Genomic DNA, 13,041 nt, shown 5'->3' on the forward strand with positions numbered 1-13,041 from the left:
TATGGCACAAATCCTAAGTTGAAAAGGAGGCTGTATGAAGAATACGATGGAAAAGATAATAAGAAACACTATACTTTCTCTAGCATTGTCATTAGCAGTTTTTATCGGCTTCGGGATTGGTGCGAATGCATATACAACGACAACCGGAAAAGTAAAAGCTGATAATGTTAAAGTCAGAGAATCAGCAAGTACCACATCTTCTCAGGTATCAAGTGTAAGCCAGGGAGCTACGGTTGACATTGTAGATGAGGAAAAAGACGATTCCGGATATGTATGGTATAAGATTAAAGTAAAAAATGATGAATATGGCTACATAAGAAGCGATCTTGTCGAAAAGTCAGGCGGTTCATCAGGAGACTCATCCGATAACAGCGGATCATCTTCTGAAGTAAAAGCTGTTGATCAGAAGACCGTAGAAGTTCTTGCTGACAGTGGAACTATCAGACAGGGTGCAGGTACAAATAAGGACGCTGTAGGAAAAGTAAAAAAAGGCGATACAGTAACAATTGTCGGAGAAACAAAAGGTTCAGACGGAAAGAAATGGTATGAAGTTACTTTCGGAGAGAGCAACAGTAAGGGTTTTATCAGAAGTGATCTTGTTGCTGATTCGGAAGTTGCATCCCAGTCCGTAAAGTCAGAACAGACTGATGCTCCTTCGGATAACAGTAGCCCGGATGTTGTTGCTGAACTTGCGGAAAGCGATGAGCTCTTGAATGAAGACTCAGAAGAGGAGCCGGAAGCAGATACTGAGGCTGAAGCAGGTGCAGAGCCTATTGCTCCTGATGAGGTAGGAGACGGAAAGTACTCTCTTACATATGAATCTGAGAACGGTGCATGGTTCCTTAATGTTATAGAAAAGAAACAGAGAGTGGATGTTGATCAGCTCTTGCAGGTTGCTGACAGTTCCAAAGGATATTATGAAAACGCTCAGACATTTAAGAAAATAGCAATTGCTGTAGGTGCATTGGCGATTGTTCTTGTGATCGTAATTGTAATCCTCATTTTCAGACTCAGAGATGCAGCTTATTATGATGACGAAGAGGATGAAGATGATGAGGATGACGAAGACGAGGAATTTGATCGTTATTCTTCACCCAAGAAGCGTTCAAGAGATAATGCAAGAAACAGAGATGTATCGAGAAGTGAAGTAGAAACTGACGACGATATGGGCGTTAACTTAAAGAAGAGAAGACGCTCAAGAGATGAGGATGAAGAAGAACCTCAGAGCCGCAGAGCAGCAGCCAGAAGAGCTCCTGAAGATGCTCCCGAAAGACCGGCAAGGAGAACGGTTACTCCGGAAGATAGAGCAGCCAGACCTGCAAGGCCTGAGCGTCCTATGAGAAGAAGACCTGATGATTCTTTCGAAGAGCGTCCTTCAAGAGGCGCGGAAGAGAGAACTGTCAGACCTTCAAGAAGAGATGACGATTCTTTATATGAGGATTCAAGATATGAAGAAAGACAGCCATCTGACAGAAGGATGAGGACAGAGGAGACAGCAAAGGATGAAGCTCCTTCAAGAAGAGCTAAGAACTTCCTTGGAGACGATGACGACTTTGAGTTCGAGTTCCTTGATCTTGATGATGATGACAGATAATTTGAACAAAAATGATTTAAAAGCGCCGGTTCTTGGCTTTTGTGAGAGAACCGGCGCTTTTTTCGGTATTTTTTATTCATAAAATTGACGAATCTGTATCACGTGTTATACTAAATATATCACAAGTATGCAACAGGAGGCGGAGATGATCATAGAAATTGATTTTAACAGTGATGAAGCTATTTACATACAGCTTTGTAATCAGATCATTTTGGGCATAGCTACGTCTCAATTTCGCGAGGGAGAACAGCTTCCAAGCGTGAGGCAGCTTGCGGAGACCATTGGTATCAATATGCATACGGTCAACAAGGCTTATTTGATCCTGCAGAGAGAGGGATTTGTTAAGATTGACAGAAGGCGGGGAGCTATAATCGCCATAGATATTAACAGGATTCAGGCACTTCAGGAGGCTCAATCAGAGCTGGCTGTCGTTCTTGCAAGAGCTATATGTAAGGGTATAGGACGCGGCGAGATACATGAACTTGTAGATAAGCTTTACGACAATTACGAAAGGATAGATGGGATATGAATGATCAATTTACTGTCATGGCTGAGGATGCGCTCAGACTCGCCAAGAAAACAGCAAGAAATTTAAAACTTAATTACGTTGGTACAGAACATATTCTTATGGGACTTATCCTTGAGGACGGAAGCGTTGCTTCCAGGATCCTTATCGATAACGGAATAGATGAAGCCAAGATGATGGACATGATAAAGGACCTTATCGTTCCGGGAAGCAGTGTGAGGACACTCGACAGGGATGGTTTTTCGCCGAGAGCGGAGAAGGTTCTTGAGGATTCACATATCATGTCTGAGCGTTTCAAGGCGGATAAGACCGGAACAGAGCATATTCTGCTTGCTCTTATCAAAGAGGGTGAGAATGTGGCTGTAAGACTTATCAGCACGCTTGGTGTACCTGCGCAGAAGATTTATGCAGAGACTTTGGCTGCAATGGGAGAAGATCCGAATCTGGTAAAAGAAGATCTCGGAAGAAGGCCCAATCCCAGAGGAAACAAGAAAGGTTCTATTCTTGCGCAGTACAGCAGGGATTTGACTGCTCTTGCGCGTGAAAAAAAACTTGATCCTGTAGTGGGAAGAGAAAGAGAAATAAAGAGAGTTATTCAGATATTAAGCCGCAGGACCAAGAACAACCCTTGCCTCATAGGTGAACCCGGTGTAGGTAAGACTGCGGTTGTAGAGGGACTTGCACAGAGAATAGTTTCCGGAAATGTGCCTTTTACAGTGCAGGATAAGAGACTTGTTACACTGGATCTTTCCGGAATGATCGCAGGCTCCAAATACAGAGGTGAGTTTGAGGAGAGAATCAAGAAAGTCATAAAAGAAGTTACAGAAGACGGAAATATAATTCTTTTTGTCGATGAGATGCATACTTTGATCGGTGCCGGCGGTGCAGAAGGCGCAATCGATGCATCAAATATCTTAAAGCCCTCTCTTGCAAGAGGTGAGATTCAGATGATCGGTGCGACCACTATTACTGAATATCGCAAGTATGTAGAGAAGGATGCTGCTCTTGAGAGACGTTTCCAGCCTGTAAATGTGGATGAACCTACAAAGGAAGAGTCTGAAGAGATATTAAAGGGCATAGTAAGCAAGTATGAAGAGCATCACAGGGTTACTATTACTCCTGAAGCAATAAAGGCTGCCGTAGAGCTCTCTGAGAGATATATTAACGACAGAAATCTGCCGGATAAGGCAATAGATCTTATCGATGAAGCTGCATCCGCTGTAAGACTTCGCACGGTTGGAGGATCACCTAAGCTTAAAGAAGTTGAAGATGCTATTGCTGAATATGATCATAAGATTGAAGAAGCGCTCAAGAGTGATGATTTTGACCTTGCGGGACAGCTTAACAATGAGCAGAAGAAGCTTATGTCCAAGTATAACAGGGTAAAGAATGCGGACAAGAAGAAAGAACTTTCTTCAGGCTTTGTTGTAAATGAGAATGATATTGCGGAAGTTGTTGCCCAGTGGACAAGAATTCCCGTTAAGAAGATTGCGGAGAAGGAATCGGAGAAGCTCCTTAAGCTTGAATCTATTCTTCATAAGAGAGTTATCGGACAGGAAGATGCCGTTAAGGCAATATCCAAGGCTATAAGAAGAGGTAGAGTCGGATTACAGGATCCTAACAGACCTATCGGTTCGTTCCTGTTCCTCGGACCTACGGGTGTGGGTAAGACAGAACTTTCAAAGGCTCTTGCCGAGGCTATGTTCGGCGATGAGAATGCTCTTATACGAGTTGATATGTCAGAATACATGGAAGGCCATTCGGTATCAAAGATGATAGGATCACCTCCGGGATATGTCGGCTATGATGAGGGCGGACAGCTAAGTGAGAAAGTCAGAAGACATCCTTATTCCGTAATACTTTTTGATGAGATTGAGAAAGCTCATCCCGATATATTCAATGTACTTCTTCAGGTTCTTGATGACGGACATATAACTGATGCAAAGGGGCGCAAGGTAAGCTTTAAGAATACAATTCTTATTATGACTTCTAATGTAGGCGCCCAGAAGATTGTTGATCCCAAGAAGCTTGGATTTGGCGCGGGTGATGATGCAAAGAAGGACTACGTGGATATGAAGGCCGGAGTAATGGAGGAAGTAAAGAGACTCTTTAAACCGGAGTTTATCAACCGTATTGATGAGATACAGGTATTCCATGCGCTCACAGAGAAGGAGATGATGGATATTGTTACACTTCTTTCGCGTAATCTCAGTAAGAGATGCAAAGAGCAGATGAATATCAATCTTACTATTTCTCCTGCGGTTAAGAAGTTCCTTGTTGAAAAGCATTCTGATGCCAAAATGGGTGCAAGGCCGTTAAAGAGAGCTATTCAGTCAGCAATTGAAGATGCGATGGCAGAAGAACTTTTAAAGGGCAATATCAAGGGTGGAAGCGATGTTACGGTATCATTAAAAGACAAAAAGATCGTGTTTGTTTCAAGTGATGGCAAAAAAACATCAGTAAAAAAAGTGGCTGTAAAGACTACTAAGCCCAAGAGAGCGCTTAAAACAAAGACTTCTGTGACAACCAAGAAACCTGCTTCAAAAACAAGTAGAAAAAGTGCCAAAAAGACGTCAAAAAAATAAGTGAATTTTAAGTTTATAATTTGACGAATATGAATTATAATAATAATAACTATTATTAGCACTATATCTCAGGAGGGTTATTATGGCTGTCGTAGAGCAGTTGATACGTGCCGAGAGCGATGGAAGCATCAGCTTCGGTAACTATGAGCTTAAAGAAAAGACTAAACTAGAAAACTTTGAACACAATGGAGATGTATTTAAAGTAAAGACCTTTAAAGAAATTACAAAGCTTGAGTGTAACGATAATTTCGTATATGAATCCGTTCCGGGCACTGCAGTTACAGGCTTTAAAGAGAATGAAGGAGGAGTTGAGTTTAGTGTAGAAGGCGAGAATGATGCGCAGATTACACTTGGTCTCCTCGAAAATACAGAGTACAGTGTTTATGTGAATGGTAACAGCATCGGCAAGATGAGTACCAACCTCGGAGGAAAGCTTAACCTGAGCGTTGAGTTATCCGGAAATGGCGCTACTAGCGTTAAAGTAGAGAAGTAAGATTATGTCGGAGGGCTTTTCGAGTATTTTCGAAAGGCCCTTCGCTTTTCGTAGAAATTGTTTTATTTAGGGGGAGAATGTATGGCAACAAAGATCAAGACAGTTTTTTATTGCCAAAACTGCGGGTATGAGTCATCCAAATGGATGGGGCAGTGCCCGGGATGTAAAGAATGGAATACCTTTGTGGAGGAGACTGCAAAGCCTGTTTCAAAGAAAAAAGGTAATTCATCTGTATTATCAAACGGAGGCGAATACAGCAGTCCGAAATCACTTTCCGAGATTGAGATGAAAGATGAGGAAAGGGCTGATACTCATATAAATGAACTTAACAGAGTGCTTGGAGGCGGCCTTGTCAGGGGCTCACTGATACTTGTGGGCGGTGATCCCGGAATCGGCAAATCAACGCTTCTTCTTCAGGTTGCAGGCAATCTTTCAGGTGATAAGAGAGATGTTCTCTATATTTCCGGAGAGGAATCGCTTAGACAGATAAAAATCCGCGCAAACAGGATCGGTGATTTTTCCGAAACTCTTAAGTTTATGTGCGAGACTAATCTTGAGAACATCGAAACAACCATAAACAGAGTTAAACCTGAGATTGTCGTTATAGATTCGATTCAGACAATGTTCAGTGATTCTGTGACATCGGCGCCCGGAAGTGTTTCACAGGTAAGGGAGTCGACGGCTGTACTTCTTAGAATTGCAAAGAGCCTTAATATAACGGTATTTATCGTTGGTCATGTTACGAAAGAAGGACAGGTTGCGGGCCCCAGGGTACTTGAGCATATGGTTGATACTGTTCTGTATTTTGAGGGAGACAGGCACGCATCATACAGAATACTTCGCGCTGTTAAGAACCGTTTCGGATCTACAAATGAGATAGGTGTTTTTGACATGCAGGAGAAGGGACTTGTTGAAGTTACCAATCCTTCAGAGTTTATGTTGGAAGGAAAACCTGAGAATGCCAGCGGATCGATCGTGACATGCTCTGTTACGGGAACAAGACCTATACTTATCGAGATTCAGGCCCTAGTATGCAGAAGCAATTTTGGATTCCCAAGACGTCAGGCAAACGGAACCGATTATAACAGGGTAAACCTCCTTATGGCAGTTCTTGAAAAGAGAGTAGGACTTCAGATGGGTGAGTATGATGCATATGTCAATCTGGCAGGTGGAATGAAGCTTGCAGAACCTTCACTTGATCTTGGAATCTGTATGGCGCTTATATCGAGTTTTAAGAATAAGCCTATAGGAGATGATGTGATCGCTTTTGGAGAAGTAGGACTTTCTGGTGAAGTTAGATCGGTGAATATGGCTGATTCAAGAGTGCAGGAAGCTGAGAAACTGGGCTTTAAGACATGCATAGTCCCCAAAGCTCTCGAAGATAAGCTCAAAAAGAATGTAAAGAATATAAAAGTTGTAGGTGTCTCATCTGTAGCGGATGCGATGAATTACATAGGGTGAAATAATCTTTATATGAAAAAAGAGAGTTGTGAAAAACTCTCTTTTTTCATATATATTATTCGTTGATCTTTGCTTTTGAAAGATATATTGCCGTCACGGCAGCTGTCAAAATGATAAAGAAGCGCAGATTAACATGTGTTGCGTCGAATGTTTTGGACATTCTGGCCAATCTGCTGACACCAAGAATCTGGTTATCATTTTCTGCACTTGTTTTTTCAAGACTCTTACCGCCTACGATAATGGTCTTTTTGGAATTCTTAGTATCTTTTGTTGCCGTTGCCGGCGTAGTCTCGGTAGTTTTGCTCGATCCCTTACCATTATCCTTGGCATCGACAAGTGTGAGTTTTCCGTTTACACAGTTTACCTCGTAGTATTTGGTAACATCATTGCCGTTTTCATCGACAATTCTGAAATTTGTGATCTCATTTACGGATGAACCGACACCGCTCTGGCTTCCGTTGATAACGACGTCAACAAGTTTGTGGCCTTCAAGGAGCGCACCTGATGTAATCTTGACGTTATTGTTTGTTATAGTCTTTCCTGAGTAGTTCTGCACTGTTGTACCGGCTTCAAGTGTGAGCTTTATCGAAGTTACTTTTATCTGTGAACGTTCAGGGGCAGGCTTAACAACCTTGGATGAAGGCATGGTGGATAATACATTTCCTGAATCATCAAGCACCTTTACAACGATTTCTTCGGGAGCAATTTCTTTTCCGTCAAATATAAAAGGAATATGATATGAGCTTATCTGCTTGGCAACAACATATGCTGCATCGATATTTACCCAATAATGTATGCCGTTGTGTTCAAAATGTGTTCCTTCACCTTTTGCGCCGGCATTTACTTTCTTTGTCACAAAGTTACCGAGCGCGTCAAAGAAGTGTGTCACGGAATTTACCAAAGGATCGTTATCCTTTACAGTGATGGAAAATCCACCGAAATAGTGATCCTTGCCATCGTATACAAATTCCGATGTGTCGCAGAATGTTGAAATCTCAATAGTTACATCGGGGACAAAAGCCTCGACAACTTCCTCTTCTTTTTTCTCAATCTCTTTTACGGGAGTCTTTGCTCTTATGACACCGTCTACATATATGTTGTCGGGGTCGCATCCGTCTATAAGGTACCAGATAACATACTGTTTCTTGGGGTTGAAAGAAGGGTATACCTGTTGAATATCAGTTTCGCTCGGATAACGCTTTAATGAAGATACAATCTTGTTTGTAGCGGTAAAATTGTCTTCTTCAAGATTGTCTTCCGAGCCGTCTGAATCGCTTTCGTCCATTGTATCGGCAATAGCATCTCTGAGTGTTATGCTGTCTAAATAGTCATAACCGGTAGAAAACGCAGTTGCTTCCTCGACGTTACCGTCAGGACCTCCGAGGATACGGAAAGTAACGGGATAACTGTAGCTTTCTTCGGCAACTTCCTTGAGTTCTTCTTTGTATTCTTCTTTATATTCAACTTTGGGCTCTTCTTCATAGAGCTCTCGGATTTCTTCTTTTGGCTTCTCAACAACTTCATTCGGAATTGCGTTGTTATCTCTATCAACTTTTTTTTCTATAACTTTGGGTAGATCTGATGAATTATCAAAGGATGTCTTTTTACCAATAGATGTCGGTTCATCTTGTAATTTACGTTCTGAAGTATTATTGTCTGATGAAGTATCACCTGTACTTGAGCTGTTGCTTTGTACGGTTTCAGCTTCTTTTGCATACGTCGGAACAGAAGGGCAGAGACATTCTGCCATGGTCAATCCTGCGATCATTATAATAGGAATTATCGCAGAGATACATCTCTTGCGCATAAATAGTTGCTCCTGTTTTTCAAATATAAATGTTCCAAATTTAAATATTCCGAACTATAATAACACAAACCTAAACTTTTTGTAAAATATGTCGATTAATTTTATATACTGTATATAAGATAATCCTATTCGGAGGAAAGTAATAGATGAAAAATGTAGGTTTGAAGGTGGTTTCGGCAATATTATCGGTGATTATTTTTACTTGTATCTCTTTTTCGGAAGTAGCAACACTAAAAATTCATGCCGGAGACGATCCTTATACGGCTTTTTCCAAAGCAACGACGGTTTATAACGGAGTTGATTATAAAGCGGAATATAATCCTTTGTACTACTATCTGAATTACGGAGATCTCAGAGCGGCTTACGGTGCCAATCCGGACAAGCTTATCGAGCATTGGGTGACATTTGGTAAAAAAGAAGGAAGAGTTGCCAACAGACTTATCGGAGACAGCACGGAGTTTGTTGTTCCGACAGGTGATAAGGATGTGATCGTTATTCCAAAGACTAAGCATGACAACGGCGGGATGACATACGATCAGGAAATACAGGCAAGAAATATTGCAAAGCAGATCGCAGAGGCGATTGAAAAAGCTGCCGACGGAGGAGATTCTTCGGGATCTTCCAAGTCCAAATCATCCAAGAAAAAGAATATTAAAGATGTTGAGAAGGTCGCATATGCTGCGGGAATAGTTAAAGCATACTGTGATCTTGGTACATATACAACAAAAGGCAAGATGTACCGCACTGCCTACGGAGTATTTATCGGAGGCGAGTATTCATGCGCGGGAGCTACAAGGGCTCTTGGACTTATACTTGATTATCTTGGCATATCATGGGTTCATAAGAATATAAATACATGGGAAGATCAGTGGTGCCAGGTTATCGTGGACGGCAAAGAGGGATACGGTGACGGTATAAGCGCTACCGCCGGATACGGTAAGCATCCGAATGAAGGCGGAGATGTCAAGGATGTTGTATCTTATTCAAAGATAAGGTATAAATTTGATGTGGCTACTGAAAAGCCAAAGAAGGATAAATAATGAATAGAAAAGGAATGCGAAGGGGAACGAAAATAGCGGCGGTGCTGTTATCTTTTGCTATAGCATTCGGATTGGAGGTTGAAGCAAGAGCTTCGGGTAATACTTCGATAGATGCTCTTACTTTTAAGAAAAATCCGGATGTGACCACTATTCATATCGGAAGTGAAGTAAATTCGATAACATCGGACGCATTTAAGGGACTCTTTAAACTGAGGTCGATTACTGTGAGTGAGAAGAATCCATATTACTCATCATACAGTAATTGCCTCTATAACAAGAATAAAACTGAATTGTTGTGCTTTCCGCCCGCGCTTTCGGGAGCGAAGATACCTGCAACGGTTACTTCGATAGGAGAAAATGCGCTTCTTGGTGTGGGACCGGAATTAAAAAAGCAGATAATAAATGCCGTTAGTTCTCAAACGGGTGACAATCTCACGGAAGATAAGATTCCGGGAGAACATTTTATTCATACTCAATATGGGATCAGATGGAAAGACAAAAAGGGGAATCTGATCGAACCAAACAGTGAGATTATGAGGCTTACGGCTTCTGTTGTGGAAGCATGTACCGACGGAAGCATGACGCAGAGCAAACAGCTTGAAAAGTGCTTTAATTACTTCATAAATGAGGTTTCCTATGAAAGGGAGATGAAAGTCCCGCTTGGTGATTGGACGGGCGATTATGCGCGTCAGATTCTTTTTACGGGAAAAGGAAATTGTTATAAATATGCTGCAGCATTCGCTTATATAGCAAAAGGTCTTGGGTACGATGCAAAAGTTTGTACAGGTACCGTTGCGGCAGCGACCGGAGGAAGGACGCCGCATGCGTGGACTGAAGTAAAGATGAATGACAAGTGGTATATTTTTGATACTGAGATGCAGGATGCGAAGGGGAGCGGCTATTACAAGCAGACATATGAAAAGTACCCTGCGGGACCGCTGGAAAAAGAGGCCACTTGGTCAGTGTATTTTGATTAAATGGGCTCTAGCCTGTTTAAATATATTTTTTTGAGGGGAAGTTTTACAAATGAAAAAAGTAGCAGTAACATCGTTGATATTCATGGGATCGGTTATCTGCCTGTGTGTATTCAACATCATTCTATGTGTGGCGGTGCCGGGATACAAGGATTTTTTGGCATCGGCGGTCGTAGAAGACAAAATCATGCCTGTAGCAGAAGTAAAAGATACGAAGGCTTCAACTGAAGCTTCTACAACGGGCGAAAAGAAGATGACGCTTGAGGAACTGAAAGAGAAATATGATATTTCTGCTATATCGTGCGTTTCATCGGACAACGATGAGGACGATGATAAAGCGGGGCTTTCTATTGTTGATAAAGCTTATCATGAGGATTGCGGAACAGGGAAAGGATATTGGGTTATTACTTATTCTGACGGAAGTACCGCGGTTGAGTGATGAAATTCATATATTTAGTGGGAAAAAGGTGCTGGCGTAGTTATAGTCAGCATCTTTAAATTTGGAGGATAGAGAGAATGAGAAGGAAATTGTTTACTTTGTTGACAGTTTCTGTGATGACGATTGCTATACTTACCGGATGTGCAAAAGAGAACAGTGAGATTTCGGAGGCGGCAAGTGTTGCTTCTTCTGAAGAGGAGAAGGAACTTACTCCCGCGGATATGAAGGTTGGAGTGTGCATACACAAGTTCTCGGATACTTATATGTCCCTGTTTAAGAATGAGCTTGAAAAAGATCTTATAGAAGCGGGATTTAACAAGGATAACATCAAGATAGTAAATTCAGCCGTCAGTCACGGATATGAAATGCTTCAGATCAGGAAGCTCATTGAGGAAGGGGTTGATATTCTTATTGTAAATCCCGTAAATACATCTATGACGGAAGAAGTTACAGATCTTGCAATTGAAGCCGGAATTCCTCTTATATACGTGAACAGAGAGCCTTTGGCGGCAGAAGAGCTTCGATGGGAGAAAAATAATTGGAAAGTCACCTATATCGGATGTGATGCCAGACATGCCGGAATCATTCAGGGTAAGATTATCACGGATCTTGGAATGGATGTTGTTGATAAGAACGGCGACGGTGTTGTTCAGTACATCATGATCGAGGGTGAGAGAAATAATACTGATGCCTTTTTTAGAACCAAGTTTTCTGTATCGACGTTGGAGAAGGCAGGATGGAGAGTCGCTTGTCTTGCCGACAGTTATGGCAATTGGGATAAGAATATTGCGGAATATGCCGTTAATAAGGCACTTGAAGAACATCCGAATGCGGAAGTGATTTTTTGTAATAATGATTCTATGGCACTAGGGGCTTTGGTTGCTGTGGACAACGCAGGACTGATTCCGGGGGAAGACCTTTACATTGTCGGAGCGGATGCATTTGAAAGTGCACTTGAAGAAATCTTAAACGGCAAGATCGCAGGAACGGTATTTAACGATTATGTTCAGCAGGCGCGCCTTACAACAGGGGCGGTTTTGTCATATATGAAGAAACAGAATGTCGAGCATTATTACGGCTGTGATTATGTGAAGGTTACAAAAGAAAATGCAGAGAGCATTCTTGATATTATCAGGGATGACAGCGAGGATGAAGAGGAAAATGTGGAGTCCTCCGCAAATTAATGATTATACACTGTGAAAAGCCTGAAAGCATGATGGATACGACGGTTTAATATTTTTTTTAGCATTGTTTTTGTCCGGTTATAGTATTATATAAGTACTCCTTTTTTGGTGGGGGTGAATGGAGGCATTATGCACGAAGCGACTCAAATCTCGTATGGTTTGGGCACAGTGAATATTACTCTTAATTCAGAAAGCCGGACAGAAATAGATGCACCGGACTTTCGCTTTGCAGACTATGACCAGGTGCTGTGTTCTTGCTTTACGCAAAAAGAATTAGAACAGATTGCGGAAGGCGATCACGCTGAACTTATATTCAATCTTGTTATGAATGATTCTTCCGGCGGTGAAAATGCCGTAAATCCGTTGTCCGGTTTTGCAAGGCTACAGGACAAGATTATTCGTAATTTTAATGAGGGCGTGTATCTGAGTTTTGATGCGTCCAAATCACTTGGGAATAAAGAAGAGTCACAACTTGAGATGTTTTATGAAAAAGTAGATCTTCAGTTTGATATTCCCGAATATCTTTTGAGTGAAGGAAGAGAATTTTTTTTATATTCTGATTATATGGGAAGTGCTGAATTGTTTGAAGATACGGATAAAGAAGCTGAAACATTATCTGTAAATACCAATTTTATCGGTACAAGCATGTTGGGATATCGGGATTTTTCATTTGTTTCCAATGCAAAAGCAAGTTATCATCAAGGCCATCAATCCCAGTATTTATGCGTGATTGGGATAATAGCACTCCTGCTGTTATGGAAAAGAATTGATTTTTTACATAAAAAAGAATAAAAAACTATTGCTTTTCTCAAAACAGCGTTATATAATGGAGAACGTCGTCGGGGTGTGGCTCAGTTGGTAGAGCACTATCTTAGGGAGGTAGGGGCCGCGTGTTCGAATCACGTCACTCCGACTATTAAAAACCGCTCAGTTGAGCG

General features: G+C 41.6%; 11 protein-coding genes and 1 tRNA gene. 11 read left to right on the forward strand and 1 reads right to left on the reverse strand.

The window, feature by feature from the left end:
* The first annotated feature begins 34 nt into the window (after window positions 1–34).
* The 5 genes from T356_RS0101830 (at window position 35) to radA (ending at window position 6,659) form a co-directional block, all read left to right on the forward strand.
* Window positions 35–1,594 (forward strand): SH3 domain-containing protein, encoded by a 1,560-nt coding sequence (locus T356_RS0101830; RefSeq protein ID WP_026513025.1) that lies wholly within the window; start codon window positions 35–37, stop codon window positions 1,592–1,594.
* Window positions 1,595–1,739: 145 nt separating this feature from the next.
* Window positions 1,740–2,123, forward strand: coding sequence for a GntR family transcriptional regulator (locus T356_RS0101835; RefSeq protein ID WP_026513026.1), 384 nt, complete (start codon window positions 1,740–1,742; stop codon window positions 2,121–2,123).
* Window positions 2,120–4,705: an ATP-dependent Clp protease ATP-binding subunit gene (locus T356_RS0101840; RefSeq protein WP_026513027.1), complete on the forward strand. Its 2,586-nt coding sequence runs from the start codon at window positions 2,120–2,122 to the stop codon at window positions 4,703–4,705. Before T356_RS0101835 ends, T356_RS0101840 begins: the two co-directional genes overlap by 4 nt.
* Before the next feature lie 82 nt (window positions 4,706–4,787).
* Window positions 4,788–5,198: a hypothetical protein gene (locus T356_RS0101845; RefSeq protein ID WP_026513028.1), complete on the forward strand. Its 411-nt coding sequence runs from the start codon at window positions 4,788–4,790 to the stop codon at window positions 5,196–5,198.
* An 81-nt stretch (window positions 5,199–5,279) separates the two neighbouring features.
* Window positions 5,280–6,659: a DNA repair protein RadA gene (radA, locus tag T356_RS0101850; protein WP_026513029.1), complete on the forward strand. Its 1,380-nt coding sequence runs from the start codon at window positions 5,280–5,282 to the stop codon at window positions 6,657–6,659.
* Window positions 6,660–6,714: 55 nt separating this feature from the next.
* Here radA and T356_RS0101855 read toward each other — a convergent pair whose 3' ends face one another.
* The gene (locus T356_RS0101855) at window positions 6,715–8,466 is read right to left on the reverse strand and encodes a hypothetical protein (RefSeq protein WP_026513030.1); all 1,752 of its coding nucleotides are present in this window, start codon (window positions 8,464–8,466) and stop codon (window positions 6,715–6,717) included.
* Between the two features lie 146 nt (window positions 8,467–8,612).
* Between T356_RS0101855 and T356_RS20055 the strand changes: the two genes are divergently transcribed.
* The 6 genes from T356_RS20055 (at window position 8,613) to T356_RS0101885 (ending at window position 13,016) form a co-directional block, all read left to right on the forward strand.
* Window positions 8,613–9,506, forward strand: a complete 894-nt coding sequence (locus tag T356_RS20055) for a hypothetical protein (protein WP_026513031.1) — start codon at window positions 8,613–8,615, stop codon at window positions 9,504–9,506.
* Window positions 9,506–10,483, forward strand: a complete 978-nt coding sequence (locus tag T356_RS0101865) for a transglutaminase domain-containing protein (RefSeq protein WP_026513032.1) — start codon at window positions 9,506–9,508, stop codon at window positions 10,481–10,483. Before T356_RS20055 ends, T356_RS0101865 begins: the two co-directional genes overlap by 1 nt.
* 49 nt (window positions 10,484–10,532) lie before the next feature.
* Window positions 10,533–10,919 (forward strand): hypothetical protein, encoded by a 387-nt coding sequence (locus T356_RS0101870; protein ID WP_026513033.1) that lies wholly within the window; start codon window positions 10,533–10,535, stop codon window positions 10,917–10,919.
* Window positions 10,920–10,996: 77 nt separating this feature from the next.
* Window positions 10,997–12,103, forward strand: a complete 1,107-nt coding sequence (locus T356_RS18035) for a substrate-binding domain-containing protein (protein WP_035780191.1) — start codon at window positions 10,997–10,999, stop codon at window positions 12,101–12,103.
* Window positions 12,104–12,217: 114 nt separating this feature from the next.
* A complete protein-coding gene (locus tag T356_RS0101880) occupies window positions 12,218–12,895 on the forward strand; it encodes a hypothetical protein (protein WP_155838945.1) in 678 nt (225 codons plus the stop codon).
* Window positions 12,896–12,943: 48 nt separating this feature from the next.
* A tRNA-Pro gene (locus T356_RS0101885) sits at window positions 12,944–13,016 on the forward strand.
* Window positions 13,017–13,041 lie beyond the last annotated feature (25 nt).

Origin of the sequence: Butyrivibrio sp. LB2008, assembly GCF_000621565.1 — a bacterium.
Lineage (GTDB): Bacteria > Bacillota > Clostridia > Lachnospirales > Lachnospiraceae > Butyrivibrio.